Consider the following 15,718-nt stretch of genomic DNA (forward strand, 5'->3'; position numbering starts at 1 on the left):
CCATCACGCGGAAGATCCAGGAGCTCCACCTGGAGTGAATGTGGCCCCCACGGTCGCTCACTTCGTGTAGCTCCCTGCCCCCCGAGGGGGCCGCTGCGCCTGCGGTCTGGCAAAGCCAGTCCCGCGGCCCTGGCTGGTGGAAGAAGGACCGCCGGGGATTCGCCGCTTGAGGTTTTTAGCCGAGTTCCACGGTTACCGGCGCATGGTCGCTGGGCTTTTCCCATTTGCGCGGCACGCGGTCTATGGTGCAGCCTTTGACCTGCGGCTTGAGGGCCTCGCTGACCAGGATGTGGTCTATGCGCAGGCCCCGGTTCTTCTGGTAGCCCAGCATGCGGTAGTCCCACCATGAATAGCTTTTGGGCAACTGCTCGAACATGCGGAAGCTGTCGGTTAGCCCCAGTGCCAGCAACCGGCGGAAATGCTCGCGCTCTTCCCTGGTGTGGTGGATGGTGTCGCGCAGGCCTTCAGGATCGTAGGAGTCCTGGTCTTCCGGCGTGATGTTGAAATCGCCCAGCAGCACCAGCTGCGGGTGGGCCGCCATTTCGGCGCGCACATAAGCCTGCAGGCCGTCCAGCCACCGCATCTTGTAGGCGAACTTTTCGCTGCCGGGTTCCTGCCCGTTGACGAAGTAGCCGTTCATCACGCGCACGGGCCCCGCGGGGCCGTCCACCGTGGCGGCGATCACTCGCGAATGCTCGTCTTCAAAACCCACGATGTTTTTCACCACCTCGCGCACGGGCGTGCGCGACAGGATGGCCACGCCGTTATAGGTCTTCTGGCCGAAGGCGGCGGCTTCATATCCCACCGCCTTGAGCGCCTCCAGCGGAAACTTGTCGTCCGTCATCTTGAGCTCTTGCAGGCACAGCACGTCGACCGGGTTGGCGGCCAGCCACTCCAGCACATGGGCCAGCCGCGCGGTCAGCGAGTTGACGTTCCAGGTCGTAATCTTCATGGTCTCATGCTCCAGCCCCGGAAAAGACGGGTTCAACAGCGGTCAAATGTGCAGCGCGGCGAGTGCACCCACCACCAGGCCCACGCCGGCCACGGCGAACATGCCGTATTCCAGCCATTTCTTGCGTGTCAGCAGTGCGATAGCCGCCAGGGCGATCGCCACTTGCAGCACGGTGGTGGCCTGGGCCCAGCGGTGGTGCTGGTGGATCTGTTCGTCCGAGGATTTATCCCAGACCGTGGATTCAGCCTCCAGCTTCTCGGCCGCCACCTTGATCTCGTTCTTTTCCTTTTCGTAGCGGTCCACCTTGCCCTGGTAGCCGGCCTTTTTGTCTTCGGGCGCCAGATCACGGGCCAGTTCGGCCAGCGACTGCTTGGTGCTTTTCGACTGGAAGTAATTCCACTGGTTGGACGCTTCCGTTTTCTTGATCGCCGCGTTGTTTTTGTAGAGTCCCGCATTGGCCTGCGTGGCACCGCCCATGTAGGCAAAAATCGCGCCTATGGTTGCGATGATGGCCGTGATCACCGCGATCTGCGCAATCATGCCGCCGCCGCTTTCGTGGCCGCCATGGCCGCCTTGCGCGGCATGCTCGAGCTCATGGTCGTGGGGCCCGTGTACGTGAAATCCGCCTCCTGACATATCAATTCCCTCTCAAGTGTTGTTGTGGTTGTGGGTTGTGGATGGTCTATTTTTGGTAGGTGATGAAGCTGAACTTCATACCGGTCGCCGATACGTGGTCTTCGCGCGCGGCCTGCCGCCATTCGGGGCCCAGCGCCGGCGCGAAGGCGTCGCCTTCAATATTTTCGGCAATCTCGGTGACTTCGATGCGGTGGGCCAGCGGCATCGCCTGCGCGTAGATTTGCGCGCCTCCCAGGATCCACACTTCGGCCGACGAGGCACACAGCGCCAACGCGTCGGCCAGGCCCGCGGCCGTCGTGGCACCGGTGTCTTTCCAGTCAGGCTGCCGCGTGATGACGATATTGGCGCGACCCGGCAGCGGCCGGAATTTCACCGGCAATGAATCCCAGGTCTTGCGGCCCATGATGACCGGCCAGCCGGTGGTCAGGCGCTTGAGGCGCGCCATGTCTTCCGGCAGGCGCCAGGGGATGGTGTTGTCGCGGCCTATCACGCCGTTGGCGGCGCGGGCGAAGATCATATTGATACGCATGAGCTATACCGCCACAGGCGCCTTGATGGCCTCGTGGTGCTGATAGTCCAGGAACTCGAAGTCTTCAAACTGGTAGTCAAAGATCGACTCTGGTTTGCGCTTGATCTGCAGCGTGGGGTAGGGGAGGGGCTGGCGGCTCAATTGCAGCGCGACCTGCTCGTGGTGGTTGCTGTAGATATGGCAGTCGCCGCCGGTCCAGATGAAGTCGCCCACGCCCAGGCCGCATTGCTGCGCCACCATGTGGGTGAGCAAGGCGTAGCTCGCGATGTTAAAGGGCACGCCCAGGAAGATGTCGGCGCTGCGCTGGTAGAGCTGGCAGCTCAGCTTGCCGGGCTGGCCCTGCACCTCGGACGGCGCCACGTAGAACTGGAAGAACGCATGGCAGGGCATGAGCGCCATCTTCGAGAGGTCGGCGACATTCCAGGCACTCACGATGATGCGGCGCGAATCCGGGTTGGTCTTGAGCGTCTTGATGACTTCGCTGATCTGGTCGATGTGGCCGCCGTCGGGCGTGGGCCAGCTGCGCCACTGCACGCCATAGACCGGGCCCAGGTCGCCGTCGGGCCGCGCCCATTCGTCCCAGATGCTGACGCCGCGCTCCTTGAGCCAGTTGTTGTCGCTCGAGCCCTGCAGAAACCACAGCAGCTCATGGACGATGGATTTCAGGTGGACCTTCTTGGTGGTCACCAGCGGAAAGCCTTCGTTCAGGTCGAAGCGCATCTGGTAGCCGAACACGCTTTTGGTGCCGGTGCCCGTGCGGTCGGCCTTGAAGGCGCCGTGGCTGTCCACATGGCGCATGAAATCTTCGTATTGGGAGCGGATGGGGCGGGTCATTTAAAACCAGTCGGCAGGGGGTCAAGAAGGGGGTTTTGCCGGGCCCGGAGGGCGGTGGATCGGCAAGGGTTTAATTATGCCTTCAGCACCCGACCCGGGTTCATCAGGTTCAACGGATCCAGGCCCTGTTTGATGGCGCGCATCATGTCCAGTGCCACGGGTGATTTGTGCTTGGGCAGGGTGTCGACCTTGAGGCTTCCGACGCCATGCTCGGCGGAGATCGATCCCCGGTAGCGGTCCACCGCTTCGTAGACCTGGGCATTCATGGGCACTTCCATTTCATTGAGGAAACGTGCCTGGTCTTCGTTCTCCGGCGCCTGCACGTTGTAATGCAGGTTGCCGTCGCCCAGATGGCCGTAAACGACCATGCGCGCGCCGGGAAACCGCTCGAGCAGCAATGCATTGGTTTCGGCCACGAACTCGGGGATGCGTGACACGTTGATGGAGATGTCGTGCTTGATGTTCAGGCCCTCTTCGGCCTGCGCCATCGGGATGCTTTCGCGGATGTGCCACAGTGCGTGCGCCTGCGCCATGCTCTCGGCGACCACGGCGTCTAGAACGCAGCCCGCTTCCATAGCGGCCTCGAGCAGGCGCTCGAAGCATTCACGCGCATGGGCTTCCGATTCGTTGTCCGAGTTCTCCAGCACCACGCACCAGGCGTGCTCCTGCCAGAACGGCACCCGCTGTTGCGGGAAATGTTTGGCCACGAGGCCCAGCGCGAACTGGCCCATGACTTCGAAACCGGTCAGGCCGGAGCCCAGGTGCTGGTGCGCCAGGCCCAGCAATTTCACGGCGGCTTCGAGCGAGGGCACGGCGGCAAATGCCGTGAGCTGGGACTTCGGCATGGGATACAGCTTCATGATGGCGCCGGTGATCACGCCCAGCGTGCCTTCGCTGCCGATGAACAGGTGGCGCAGGTCGTAGCCGGTGTTGTCCTTGCGCAAGCCCATGAGGCCGTCCCAGATTTCACCCTGCGCGTTCACGACTTCCAGCCCCAGGCAGAGGTCGCGCGTGTTGCCGTAGCGCACGACCTGGGTGCCCCCGGCGTTCGTCCCGAGGTTGCCGCCTATGGTGCAACTTCCCTCCGAGGCCAGGCTCAGGGGAAACAGGWAACCGGCTTTTTCGCAGGTTTCCTGAAGGTTTTGCAGCACGCAGCCGGCATCGACCGTGATGGTCAGGTTGCCGGCATCCAGCGTGCGCACCTTGTTCATGCGCGTCAGGCTCAGCACCACCTGCGTGCCGCTGTCGTCGGGTGTCGACCCGACCACCATGCCGGTATTGCCGCCTTGCGGCACGATGCTCACGCGCGCCGCGGCGCAGGCTTTCACCACGGCCGCGACTTCCGGCGTCGAGCCCGGACGCACTACGGCCATGGCCTTGCCGGTTTCGCGCTTGCGCCAGTCCTGCACCCAGGGCGTCAGGTCGCCGTCGGTCAGGACGTTGGATGCGCCGACGATCTGGCGCAGGGATTCGATCAGGGGGTTGTGCGTGCTCACGATGTTCGGGCTCGGGTTAGGGTTAGGGGATTGATGGGGTCGGGGCGTTTTTCAGCCGTACGCGCACATGAAGCGCGCAAGCGGCGAACAGCGTGAGGCACAGCAGCACCTCGATGAACGCCAGGTAGTTGCCGGGCGCGCGGTCGCTCCAGGCCCGCACCGCCCCTTCGGTGAAATACAGCCACACCAGCAAACTCACCCAGCGGTAGGTGTACATGCGGTTTTTCAGGATGCCGGCCAGGGGAATGCACAGCGGCAGCACCTTGAGCGCCAGCAGCGAGCCGCCCGGCCGTATCGGCGCCAGCCACATTTCCCAGACCAGGCCCAGCACGATGAGGCCCAGCAGGCTGGCCAGCGCCAGGCGGCGGGTGAAGTCGATTTGTGTTGTTTTGTTCATGTTCGTAAGAATCTCAATGGCATGATACCGGGGATGAAATTCCAGCAATCCCTGCAGGACCTCCTGGCCAACCTGTCGCGTTTTCCGTGGCGCGGCACGGCGCTGACCCTGCGCGACCGTTTCCGCGAAGACCACATGGGCCTGACGGCCAGCAGCCTGACCTTCACCACCTCGATCGCGCTGGTGCCTTTTTTCACCGTGGCGCTGGCGATTTTCACGGCCTTCCCGATGTTTTCGAAGCTGCAGGGCGCGCTGCAGGCCTGGCTGGTGCAGAGCCTGATTCCCGACAACATCGCGCGCCAGGTGCTGGGCTACCTAACCCAGTTCAGCCGCCAGGCCAACAAGCTGGGCATCGCCGGCCTGGCCGTGCTGCTGGTCACGGCCATCGCGCTGATCCTCACCATAGACCGTACCCTTAACGGCATCTGGCGCGTCAAGAAGGCAAGGCCGCTCACCCAGCGCGTGCTGATTTATTGGGCCGCCATTACCCTGGGGCCGCTGCTGCTGGCGGCCAGCCTGGCGGTGACCTCCTACGTGCTGTCGGCCTCGGGCGGCCTGGTGGGTGCCTTGCCGGTGAGCCTGCGCTTCCTGCTCAGCATCCTGCAGTTCTTCCTGGTAGCCGGCGGCATGGCGGCGATGTACCGCTACGTACCCAACACTTATGTGAAGTGGGCGCATGCCTGGGTAGGAGGGCTCTTCGTCGCCGCCGGCATCGAAGTCGCCAAGCGGGTGCTCAGCCTTTACCTGGGCGCCGTGCCCACCTATTCGCTGGTCTACGGCGCTTTCGCCACCTTGCCGATCCTGCTGGTGTGGATTTACGTCTCCTGGGTCATCGTGCTCATGGGCGCGGTGATCGCGGCCTACCTGCCCAGCCTGCTCGCCGGTGTGGCGCGTCGCGGCAGTGCGCACGGCTGGTACTTCCAGCTTGCCATCGAAACGCTGCAACAGCTGTACCAGGCGCTGGCCACCCCGCGAAGAGGCCTGAGCGCCTCTCAGCTGTCCGAACGGTTGCAGGTGGATGGGCTTCAGCTGGAGCCGGTGCTGGAAACCCTGGTGGCGCTGGACTGGGTGGGCCAGCTCAACGAAGCGGAAGGCGAGGAAGAGGCCCGCTTCCTGCTGCTGGCCGACCCCGACGCCACGGCGCTGGAACCGCTGATGCGGCAATTGCTGCTTGACAAGGCCGAGGCGGTGCAGGGCCTGTGGGAAAAAGCCCGCTGGCCCGACCTGCGGCTGCGCGACGCGTTATAAGAATTTGTTCCGGACGCAAGCCGCGCCCGGAAAAAACCGACGGAATGACGGGGAATACTTGTTGGCGACGGCGCCTTGTAACAAAATAAAAACCCCTGTTTTTCCACGCACCACAGAAGATGCCAGCAAAAACCAATGCCCGGGAAAAGCTTGACGGCGCCATCGCCGAGGAGCGCCAGCAGCAGCGCGATGCCAAGCAGATCTACGACGAGCTGACGGCCAAGATGTGGGCCTACCAGACCGGTAGCGGYCCGGCGCCCACCAATGAAGACTTCGAGCAATGGAGCCTCGCCGTGGAGCAGCGCGTCAAGATCAAGCAGCTCGGCATCCGCGTGGACGGCGAGCCCGGCGCCTGAGGCTGCTGCGGCCAGTCGGACTGGCCGCACACCGGTTTACGGCATAAGCGCACCTCAGTGCTGCGGTGAAATTCCTACGATGTGAGACAGGCTGGTAGCCGGCCTGGTTCTGTCACTCAACGGAGATTTCTCATGCTGAAAAAATTGCTGGTATTTGCCATCACTTCCGGCCTGGCAGCCAAGCTCTATAAAAGCTACACCGAAAAACACGCGGCGTCCCGCCCGACGGCCGCGCCAAGCGGCAAGCCGGTGGCGCGCAAACGTGCGGCGCAAAAACAGGCTTAGCGGCCCGCATACCTTGGTTGACGCAGAAGCTCATAAGCTCAGGTTCTAAAAGCGTCAACCTTTTGTCAAGGTTGTTAAGCCCCTGTCACTCCAGGCACGTTTCGTTGCTTTTGTTCGGGCGTGACTTCAAATTCGCGGGCCGGATTCTTACAAGGCTCGCGTGCGGTCCGGGCCAAGATGCTCGGTATCCCTGACCAACCCATGGAGAAACCGTGACATCACCTGCTTATACGCCTACGCCTGCCGACGCGGCTATGAATGCCCTGAGGAACCAGCGCATCGATATCACCCAGCAAGCCTCCCTGAACTACTGGGTCGCCGCGCTGGCCTGCAGTGAACTCGAATTGCGCGTGGCCGTGGCTGAAGTCGGCCCCGCAGCCAAGGACGTGAGCAATGAACTCGGGAGGGTGTTATGAGCGCCATGCCTCCCACGCTGCCCCTGCCGCCCGGGCCGCTCGCGGTCCGCGTCAAAGAGCCATCGGTCGGCTTGTTTTATTGGGTGGTCACGCAGTTGTCCACCGATGAGCGCGGCGCCGATGTCCGCATCGAAGGTTCCGACCATCCCTATCCGACACACGAAGCCGCCTTGCATGCCGGCGCCGCCTGCCTGAAGGCGCTCAAAGCCAGCACTTTCCAGCCGCAGGGCCCGCATTAGCCCCGCGCTTGAGGTCAGGCCTGTCAGTTGCCTTTAAGGCGCTTTAAGGCCTGCACCCACATATCCCGGTACATCACCCAGTCGCCCATGAAGCTGTAAAGCGGCCGTTTGAAGGACGCGGGTTTGTTCTTTTCAAACCCGAAGTGGCCTATCCAGGCAAAGCCATAACCGCACAGCAGGCCGGCCAGTAGCCACCACGGGTTGCGCGTGGCGACCAGGGCCGCCAGGCACAGCAGCGTGAGGCTGGAGCCGACGAAGTGCAGGCGGCGGCAGGTCGGGTTGCGGTGCTCGTTGAGATAGAAGGGATAGAAGCTCGCGAAGGAGTCGAAGCTCCGCGGATCTACAGGCGGGCTTACGGGTTGGGTGGGCAGGCCGGCTTGCGCCGACTCGCCGTGCGTGGTCGTGGTGTCCATTGGTGTGTCTCCTGCGCCGGGCTACCGTCGTGATAGCCCCGTGTCGCTCACCATTTTGCGGGCGTCGCCATAATAGTCAATCCCTTGTGTCTCCCGCTTCAGGCGGCGTTTTCCTGCATGTCTCTTCTTCCAACGCCGCCAGCAGCATCGCCCGGCCCGGATTCTCCGGTCCACTGGGTCATCTGCCTGTGCGCCGACTGGTGCGGCCTGTGCCGCGACTACGGCGAACTCTTTGCGGACATGGCGGGGCGCTACCCCGGCAGCCGCTTTRCCTGGCTGGACATTGAGGACCAGGCCGAACTGGTCGGCGACATCGAAGTGGAAACCTTTCCCACGCTGCTGGTCGCCGATGCGGGCGGCACGCGTTTCCTCGGGCCCTTGCTGCCGCATGCGCAGACCCTGTCGCGCCTGCTCGATTCGCTGGCGCAACCGGGCCAGCCCGCCACGCCCCACCTTCCTTCAACCCGGGCCTTGCTGCAGGCGCTGGCGGCGGCGCCGCAGCATTGGATCAGCGCCCGCTGAACTAGGCGATGGAAAACGGCGCCTTCAGGAAGCCCCTGAAGCGCGCACGGCCACCGCGCGTGGGATTGCTGGTCAAGCGATAGCCCGGGAAGCGCTGGAGAAAGCGGCCAATGGCGATGCGGCCTTCGAGCCGCGCCAGGCTGAGCCCGGCGCATTGGTGGATGCCGAAACCAAAGGCCAGGTGGCGATTGTCCCGGCGCGCCAGGTCCAGCTCGTCGGGCCGTTCAAACTGCGCCGGGTCGCGGTTGGCCGCGCCTATGCACAGCGTCAGCAGGCTGCCTGCGGGCAGGTTCACGCCGCCTATCTCGGCATCCACCAGCGCGCGCCGATTGCTGAGCTGGTTGGACGACTCAAAGCGCAGGAACTCATCGACGGCCGGCGCCAGCAAGGTCTCGAGTCCCTGTACGTCCAGTCCTCTCATGCCCGACAGCAGGCCGGCCAGCGCCGCCGGCCGTTCCTGCAGCGCCACCAGTGCATTGCCGATCAGGTTGGTGGTGGTTTCATGGCCGGCGTTGAGGATGAACACGCAGTTCTGCAGCAACTCGGTTTCGCTGAGCTGCTCACCCGTTCCCTCGCTGCCGATCAGCCGTGTCAGCACGTCATGCTCCGGGTCGCCCGGGTGCTGGCGGCGATCCGCCACCAAGTTTCTGAGGTAGGCCGTGAACTCGCGCACGCTCTGGTTGCCCAGGGCCTCCTGCTCCGGTGTCAATCTGGGTTCCAGCGCGCCCAGTATCGCCAGCGACCAGCCGCGCAGCGGCGCGCGGTCCGCATGCGGCATGCCCAGCAGGTTGCCGATGATCTCGACCGGGATGGCCGAAGCGAAATCTTCCACCAGGTCGCCGCCGCCCCTGGCCTCGATCGCATCCAGCAAGCCGTCGACCAGCGTCACAAGGCCGGGCTCCATGTCTGCAATCGCGCGCCGTGTCAGCGCGCCCATGATGAGCTTGCGCACGCGCGTGTGCAGCGGCGGGTCGTTGAACACCAAGCTGGTGGTGTGGTGCTCGAAGAGCGCGGAGGCCGCGCCGTACTTGGGTTCGAACTCCACTTTTTTGTCGGAGCTGAAAGTCTGTGCGTCGCGGTAAACCGCCACCAGGTCGGCGTGGCGTGTCAGAAGAAAAGAGCCGTCGGGCATGCGCCTGACCGGCTCGATCTCGCGCAGCGCGGCATACACCGGATAGGGGTTGGCGTAAAAATCCGGGGGCAGGGCGCGCAGGTCCAGTGCCGCCGCGACTTCGCGCGCACGGGCTTCGGCCATCGGCGGTGTGGCGATGAAGGGTGGCGTGGCGGTCACGGTGCTCCCCTCAAAGATTGCCGGCGAACAGCTTGCGCAAAAACATTTTCTTGAAGCTGGTGGCGTCGTCCAGACCCAGCCGCTGCAGGTAGGCCGGCGGCGCCTCGCGCGTGCCGGCCAGGCTCTTGAGCACCATGGCGACCAGTTCCACGGGATGCCGCGTGGCCTGCTGCATTTTCCGCAGCGCGGTCACCATCTCGATCTCGCCTTCGGTCAGGTCGGTGCCGAAGGGAAAGTCGGGCAGCAGGCCTGATTGCCGCCAGGGCAACAGGCGGGCGTGCAGCACCTCAGGCAGGTTCTGGCGGTGCTGTTCCGGCACTTCATAGTTCGCGTCCAGCTTGCCGGCGGCCTTGGCCTGCGCCACCAGCGCGCCCTGGAAACGCGAATCGGCAATTGCGACCAGCCGTTTGACGACTTCACCGTCGGGCTGGGCCCGCAGGTCGGCCACGCCGTATTCGGTGATCACCACGTCGCGCAGGTGGCGCGGGATGGTGCCATGGCCGTAGTTCCAGACCAGCGTGCTGCGAAGGCCGTCCTTGTGCTCGTAGCTGGCGCGCAGCATCAGGATGGAGCGTGCGTCGGGCAGCGCATGCGCCATGGCCACAAAGTTGTACTGCCCGCCCACGCCGGAGACGACCTGGCCCGACTCCAGCCCGTCGGACACGGCAGCGCCCAGCAGCGTGACCATCATGGTGGTGTTCATGAAACGGGCCTTGCGGCGCTGCGCCGCCTTGAGCGCGCTGCGGCCGTAGAGCTGGTTGATGAAATCGATGCGCGTCATGGCGATGCGGGCCAGCGCCTCGGGTGGCATGTTGCGCAGCCCTTCGTAAAAATCGGTCGGGCCCAGGAAGAAGCCGCCGTGCAGCACCACGCCACCGGCCAGGCGCCGGCCCAGTCCGCCCGCGTCGCGCAGCGCCGTGCGCACCGCGGCCTCGTCCAGACGGTTGGCGATGCGCCGGCCCTGGACATCCAGGTCGCCGTCTGCCCTGAGGCTGACCTCGGCCGTGAGCACGCCCAGCACCTGCAGGAAGGCCAGGTCCTGCCCATCCAGCGCGGGCCGGATGCGACCGGCCTCCAGCAGCGCAGCCAGGGTATCCGGCGTCACGGCCAGGCCGGGGATCCGGCCCTCGTTGACCAGGCGCTGCACGGCCTCGTCGTCAAACACCTCGCGGCGCAGGATGCCGGCCTGCATGAGCTGCAGAAAGCCGTTGACGAACATTTCCGAGCAGCCGTAGAGGCCTTGCGCAAAGCCGCCCAGTTCGCGGCCGTCCAGGCCGCCGGGGCAGAGGGCGGCCATGATGCGGCGGTAGTCGGCGTTGGCGCGCTCGCGCACGATCAGGGCTTGCGCGATCGCGTCGCCCAGCGCGCCAATGCCGATCTGCAGCGTGCCGCCGTCCGCCACCAGGCTGGCCGCGTGCAGGCCGATGGCGTAGTCAGCCGTGCCGGCCTTGCCATTGGGCGGCGCGAACAAGGTGTGCGTGGCGGCAGTGTCAGTCACCACCACGTCAAAAAAACCGGGCGGCGTGATTGCCGGCCCGGGCATGAAGGGCAGTTGCCGGTTGACCACGCCCACCTTCAGCAAGGGCCGGCCGCTTTCGGCCTGGCGCTGTGCCAGCTCAAACGTCACGTCGGGGTTGCTGGATAGCGAAAGCTCGGTGCCATCTGCGGTGTCACGGGCTGCCACCGCCTGCGCGATCAGGTTCACGCCGAGCACGCCCATGTCGCGCGCCACAAAGGTGTAGTTGGTCGAGATATAGGCCTGTTGCGCGCGCTCGTTGCCGAGATAGTCGCCGGTCTTGAAGAAGAACTCGCTGACGTCGATGTGCGGCGGCAGCGTGCCGGCACGCAGGTCCTTGACGTAGTCGAGGTCGGGGTAGTCCTTGAACACGCGCTCCACCAGCGGAGCCAGGAAGTGCTGCTCCAGCTCGCTGGCGCCTTCCGGCTTTTCCAGCGACAGCGCGGTGATGATCTTCAGGCGCCGGGGCTTCGCGTCGCCGCCCAGGGCCTTGATGCGGCGGTAGAGCAGGTTCACGAAGGGGTTGGGCTTGCCGATGCCCAGCGGCAGGCCGAGCACGATGTCGCCCTCCACCGTGGCCAGCACATGTTCCACCGCCTGTGCGAGCGTGGGGATGACGAGGGGTGCGGCCATGCGGCGTGTCAAATGGACTGAAGGAAATCGCGGATCGCGAACAGCGTGGCCTCCGGCGTCTCGCTCATCTGGTGGTGGCCCACCGGCAGGCTGGCGACGCTGACCCTTTTGCCACTGTCCCTGGCCTTGTCGACCAGGGCCTGCGCGGCCTTCGGCGTCGTCATCTGGTCCTGCGCGCCCAGCACGAATAGCACCGGGCAGCTGAGCTGGGCCATGGCGGCCTCGCCGTTGGCATAGCTGTCGCAGGCCTTGAAGCCGCGGTGGAACACATTGGCTTTTGTATTGCTGGCCAGCACGCGCCGGCCCAGCGCCATGCTGGCGCCATGCACCCAGCTGCCGGCGCCCAGCGGCGGCGCCAGGGTGCTGCGTGAAAACACATTGACCATGTTCAGCGCCTTCATCGGCTCGTTGAGTGCGGCATCGAGCAAAGTCTGCGAGACCTTCATGGGAAAAGCCGTGCCCACCAGCACCAGATGGCTCACTCGCTCTTTGAGCCGCGAAGCCGCTTCCAGTGCGATCAGCGAGCCCCAGCTATGGCCGACCAGGGCGGTGCGCCGCACGCCGGCGGCGTCCAGCAGTGCCGCGACAAAGTCTGCGGCTTCTTCCACCGAAGACGGTGCTTCGCCTGCGCTTTTGCAATGCCCGGGCAGGTCGACCGCCAGCACGTTCCAGCCGTGGTTGGCCAGGTAGCGTGTCTGGAAAATCCACACGCTGTGGTCGTTCAGCACGCCGTGGATAAATACCACCGTGGGTTTGGCGGTGTCAAAAGGCTTGCCGCCGGTGTAGCAATAGGTTTTGTGGCCGTTGACGTCGAGGTACATGTTCAGGCCCCCGCTTTCACGGCCGCTTTTTCAGCCGCCTTGAGGGCGCGCTTGAGGTCGTCCACCAGGTCGTCCGGGTCTTCCAGGCCGATGGACAGGCGTATCGTGCCCTGCGTGATGCCGCCGGCCGCCAGCGCCTCGTCCGTCATGCGGAAGTGGGTGGTGCTGGCCGGGTGGATGACCAGGCTGCGGCAGTCGCCGACATTGGCCAGGTGGCTGAAGACCTTGAGCGCTTCGATGAAAGCCTTGCCCTGCTCGCGGTTGCCCTTGATGTCGAAACTAAACACCGAACCCGCGCCGCGCGGCAGCAGCTTTTTCGCGAGCGCGTGGCTGGAATGGGATTCGAGCATGGGGTGGCCCACGCGCGAGACCAGCGGATGGCTGGCCAGGAATTGCACGACTTTTTCGGTATTGCCCATGTGCCGCGCCATGCGCAGCGGCAGGGTTTCTATGCCCTGCAGGATCAGCCAGGCCGTGTGCGGGCTCATGCAGGCGCCGAAGTCGCGCAGGCCCTCGCGCCGCGCGCGCAGCAAAAAGGCGCCCACCGTGCTTTCCTCGCTGAACACCATGTTGTGGAAACCGTCGTAGGCTTCGGTCAGTTCGGCGAATTTGCCGGATTTTTCCCAGTCGAAGCTGCCGCCATCGACCACGATGCCGCCGATGACGGTGCCGTGCCCGCTCAGGAACTTGGTGGCCGAGTGGTAGACCAGGTCGGCGCCGTGCTCAAAGGGCTTGATCAGCCAGGGCGAGGTCAGGGTGGAATCCACCAGCAGCGGCACACCCGCCTCATGGGCCAGGGCCGCCACCGCCGGGAGGTCCAGCACGTCCAGCCCGGGGTTGCCCACGGTCTCGCCGAAGAACAGCTTGGTATTGGGCCGGACCGCGGCGCGCCAGCCGTCCAGGTCGCCCGGCTTCACGAAAGTTGTGTCGATTCCGAAGCGGCGCATCGTGTAGTGCAGCAGGTTCTGGCTGCCGCCGTAGAGCGCCGTCGAGGCCACGATGTGCGAGCCCGCGCCCATCAGCGTGGCGAGGGACAGGTGCAGCGCGGCCTGGCCGCTGGCGGTGGCGATCGCGCCTATGCCGCCTTCCAGCGCCGACACCCGCTGCTCCAGCACCGCGTTGGTCGGGTTGCTGATGCGCGAATAGACGTGGCCCGCGCGCTCCAGGTTGAACAGGCTGGCCGCATGCTCGCTGGATTCGAAGACGAAGGAGGTGGTCAGGTGGATGGGTACGGCGCGCGCGCCTGTGGTGGGGTCGGGCGCGGCGCCCGCATGCAGCGCCAGGGTGTCGAATCCGGGATCGGAATAACCGGGCATGGGTTTGTCTCCAGTCAGAAAAAAGTGGCTGTACGCGGGGAAATTGTTGCAACCAGCCGTTTGATTGTGGGCTATATTTAAACTGAATTCCCCCTCCCACCGCGCGGCAGTGGGACAATGAGGGCCATGTTGGCAGCACAACCGAGGAGATCGCCATGAAGGTTCTAGACATACTGCGCGTTAAGGGCAACACGCTTTACACCGTCCAGCCTGACGAACCCCTGGCCAAGGCCACCCAGATCATGGCCGACAAAGACATAGGCTCGCTGGTCGTCATGGAGCACGGCGACCTGGTCGGCATGCTGACCTTTCGCGAGGTCATCGTCTGCATCGTCAAGAATGGCGGTGAGATCGGCAGCACCCTGGTGCGCACCGCCATGGACGACCACCCGCTGACCTGCACCTCTGAAACCGAACTCGACGAGGTCCGCCGCATGATGCTGGAGCGCCACGCGCGCTATATGCCCGTGATGAACCAGAAGGTGCTGATGGGCGTCATCAGCCTCTACGACGTCGCCAAGGCCGTGGTCGACAGCCAGAACTTCGAGAACAAGATGCTCAAGGCCTACATCCGCGACTGGCCGGCCGAGGACGCCGCCGACCACAACTGAAGAAGCCGGCGGCCGGCATCCTGCCGGGCTGCCCATTTTGAAACAATAAACAACAAGCCGGTGCGCAAGGCATCGGGATCAGCGGGGAGCAGGGGTGAGCGACAAGCGTGACGCCGGCGGGCAGCTGTTTTACGCATCCCTGTTTTTCTCCCGGCTGGCCGACCAGATCCTGCTTTTCCTCGTGCCCCTGGTGGTGTTTGAAACCACCGGCAGCGTCGCGTGGTCCGGCATCGCCTTCACCCTCGAGACCCTTCCGCGCTTCCTGGCCTTTCCGGTCTGCGGCGCACTCTGCGACCGCATCTCACCGCTGAAGCTGCTGCGCATCAGCCAGCTGTACCGCGCGCTGGTGTGCATCGCCGGGGTCATCGCCTTTCAGTGGGCGGGCGGCGTCGGCTGGCTGATCGCGCTGTCGGCCGTCTGCGGCGTGCTGACGACGCAGGGCCTGATGGCCCGCGAGGTCATGCTGCCGCAGATCTTCCGCCAGCATCGTTTTGAAAAAGTGCTGGCTCATGCGCAGATCGCCGACCAGCTCGGCATGGTGCTGGGCCCCTTGCTGGCCTCGCTGCTGCTGCGCTGGATGCCCTGGCCCATGGTGGTCGGCGCGACGGCGGTGTTCTTCCTCATGGCCGACGGCGCCGTGACCTTGTGGAAGCGTCAAAACACCGTCACCCTGTCCGCACCCGAACCTGCACCGGGCCACTGGACCGCGCCCGTCCGCACCGCGTTCTCTCACGTACTGCATTTGCCCGGCCTCAAGAAAGTCATCGCACTCGCGGCCGGCGTCAACCTGGTCATAGGCGTCACGCTGGCCACCTCGGCCGCCATGGTCACCGGCCTGCTGCAGCGCTCCGCCGGCGACTACGCCGTGCTGCAAACGGCAGGCGCGATCGCCACCGTCATCATCCTGCTGTTCATCGCACGCAGCGTGCTGTCCTTGCGCACCCTGGGCCTGGTGTCCTATAGCGTGATGCTGGCCGGTGGGCTGCTGACGGGGCTGGCGGGCAACTTCTGGGTCTATACCGCCGGGTTTTTGCTGGTGATCGGTTTTGACAAGATGTTCAATGTCTACATCCGCAGCTTGCGGCAAAAGCTCATCCCGCCCAAGGACCTAGGCAAGACCACCGGCGTGATCGTGATGCTGAACAATTTGTCGCAGCCGCTGGCGGGGATGCTGGTGGGGGTGTTTGCCGGGGTGATGGAGGGGCGG

The 15,718-nt window shown here is 64.7% G+C and carries 19 protein-coding genes; 8 read left to right on the plus strand and 11 right to left on the minus strand.

Annotation, left to right across the window (positions count from 1 at the left end):
- Window positions 1-175: 175 nt before the first annotated feature.
- From xth to AC1D0P_RS09935, 6 genes are all read right to left on the minus strand, one after another.
- Window positions 176-952: an exodeoxyribonuclease III gene (xth, locus tag AC1D0P_RS09910; RefSeq protein ID WP_477676570.1), complete on the minus strand. Its 777-nt coding sequence runs from the start codon at window positions 950-952 to the stop codon at window positions 176-178.
- Window positions 953-994: 42 nt separating this feature from the next.
- Window positions 995-1,588, minus strand: coding sequence for a DUF4337 domain-containing protein (locus tag AC1D0P_RS09915; RefSeq protein ID WP_477676571.1), 594 nt, complete (start codon window positions 1,586-1,588; stop codon window positions 995-997).
- 46 nt (window positions 1,589-1,634) lie between these two features.
- Window positions 1,635-2,117: a dihydrofolate reductase gene (locus AC1D0P_RS09920; RefSeq protein WP_477676572.1), complete on the minus strand. Its 483-nt coding sequence runs from the start codon at window positions 2,115-2,117 to the stop codon at window positions 1,635-1,637.
- A gap of 3 nt (window positions 2,118-2,120) precedes the next feature.
- The gene (locus tag AC1D0P_RS09925) at window positions 2,121-2,951 is read right to left on the minus strand and encodes a thymidylate synthase (protein WP_477676573.1); all 831 of its coding nucleotides are present in this window, start codon (window positions 2,949-2,951) and stop codon (window positions 2,121-2,123) included.
- Between the two features lie 74 nt (window positions 2,952-3,025).
- Window positions 3,026-4,447 carry an FAD-binding oxidoreductase gene (locus tag AC1D0P_RS09930; RefSeq protein ID WP_477676574.1) on the minus strand — a complete coding sequence of 474 codons (1,422 nt, stop codon included), beginning with the start codon at window positions 4,445-4,447 and terminating at the stop codon, window positions 3,026-3,028.
- A 22-nt stretch (window positions 4,448-4,469) separates the two neighbouring features.
- Window positions 4,470-4,844: a DUF2069 domain-containing protein gene (locus AC1D0P_RS09935; RefSeq protein ID WP_477676575.1), complete on the minus strand. Its 375-nt coding sequence runs from the start codon at window positions 4,842-4,844 to the stop codon at window positions 4,470-4,472.
- Between the two features lie 33 nt (window positions 4,845-4,877).
- Between AC1D0P_RS09935 and AC1D0P_RS09940 the strand changes: the two genes are divergently transcribed.
- From AC1D0P_RS09940 to AC1D0P_RS09960, 5 genes are all read left to right on the plus strand, one after another.
- Window positions 4,878-6,092: a YihY family inner membrane protein gene (locus tag AC1D0P_RS09940; protein WP_477676576.1), complete on the plus strand. Its 1,215-nt coding sequence runs from the start codon at window positions 4,878-4,880 to the stop codon at window positions 6,090-6,092.
- A gap of 119 nt (window positions 6,093-6,211) precedes the next feature.
- Window positions 6,212-6,448, plus strand: a complete 237-nt coding sequence (locus tag AC1D0P_RS09945) for a hypothetical protein (protein ID WP_477676577.1) — start codon at window positions 6,212-6,214, stop codon at window positions 6,446-6,448.
- A gap of 132 nt (window positions 6,449-6,580) precedes the next feature.
- On the plus strand, window positions 6,581-6,733 hold the full coding sequence (locus tag AC1D0P_RS09950) for a hypothetical protein (RefSeq protein WP_477676578.1): 153 nt from the start codon (window positions 6,581-6,583) through the stop codon (window positions 6,731-6,733).
- A 212-nt stretch (window positions 6,734-6,945) separates the two neighbouring features.
- Complete coding sequence (locus AC1D0P_RS09955) at window positions 6,946-7,149, plus strand: DUF3606 domain-containing protein (protein ID WP_477676579.1); 204 nt, start codon at window positions 6,946-6,948, stop codon at window positions 7,147-7,149.
- Entirely contained in the window at window positions 7,146-7,388 is a 243-nt protein-coding gene (locus AC1D0P_RS09960; protein ID WP_477676580.1) for a hypothetical protein, read from the plus strand. The genes AC1D0P_RS09955 and AC1D0P_RS09960 overlap by 4 nt, the downstream gene beginning before the upstream one ends.
- A 23-nt stretch (window positions 7,389-7,411) precedes the next feature.
- Here AC1D0P_RS09960 and AC1D0P_RS09965 read toward each other — a convergent pair whose 3' ends face one another.
- A complete protein-coding gene (locus AC1D0P_RS09965; protein WP_477676581.1) occupies window positions 7,412-7,801 on the minus strand; it encodes an Mpo1-like protein in 390 nt (129 codons plus the stop codon).
- Window positions 7,802-7,918: 117 nt separating this feature from the next.
- Between AC1D0P_RS09965 and AC1D0P_RS09970 the strand changes: the two genes are divergently transcribed.
- Entirely contained in the window at window positions 7,919-8,323 is a 405-nt protein-coding gene (locus AC1D0P_RS09970) for a thioredoxin family protein (RefSeq protein ID WP_477676582.1), read from the plus strand.
- A gap of 1 nt (window position 8,324) precedes the next feature.
- Here the strand turns inward: AC1D0P_RS09970 and AC1D0P_RS09975 are convergent, their stop codons facing one another.
- Genes AC1D0P_RS09975 through AC1D0P_RS09990 form a run of 4 tightly spaced genes read right to left on the minus strand, consistent with a single transcriptional unit; the run spans window position 8,325 to window position 13,900 of the window.
- Entirely contained in the window at window positions 8,325-9,578 is a 1,254-nt protein-coding gene (locus AC1D0P_RS09975) for a cytochrome P450 (RefSeq protein WP_477676587.1), read from the minus strand.
- Between the two features lie 46 nt (window positions 9,579-9,624).
- A complete protein-coding gene (locus AC1D0P_RS09980; RefSeq protein WP_477676583.1) occupies window positions 9,625-11,763 on the minus strand; it encodes an acetyl-CoA hydrolase/transferase C-terminal domain-containing protein in 2,139 nt (712 codons plus the stop codon).
- A gap of 8 nt (window positions 11,764-11,771) precedes the next feature.
- On the minus strand, window positions 11,772-12,584 hold the full coding sequence (locus AC1D0P_RS09985) for an alpha/beta fold hydrolase (RefSeq protein ID WP_477676584.1): 813 nt from the start codon (window positions 12,582-12,584) through the stop codon (window positions 11,772-11,774).
- Window positions 12,585-12,586: 2 nt separating this feature from the next.
- Entirely contained in the window at window positions 12,587-13,900 is a 1,314-nt protein-coding gene (locus AC1D0P_RS09990) for an O-acetylhomoserine aminocarboxypropyltransferase (protein WP_477676585.1), read from the minus strand.
- A 155-nt stretch (window positions 13,901-14,055) separates the two neighbouring features.
- Here AC1D0P_RS09990 and AC1D0P_RS09995 point away from each other — a divergent pair, with 155 nt between their 5' ends.
- The gene (locus AC1D0P_RS09995) at window positions 14,056-14,511 is read left to right on the plus strand and encodes a CBS domain-containing protein (protein ID WP_436157649.1); all 456 of its coding nucleotides are present in this window, start codon (window positions 14,056-14,058) and stop codon (window positions 14,509-14,511) included.
- Between the two features lie 94 nt (window positions 14,512-14,605).
- Window positions 14,606-15,718, plus strand: a 1,113-nt coding sequence (locus AC1D0P_RS10000) for an MFS transporter (protein WP_477676586.1), incomplete at its 3' end; no start/stop codon positions are given.

The organism is Polaromonas sp. P1_G2 (assembly GCF_056405515.1).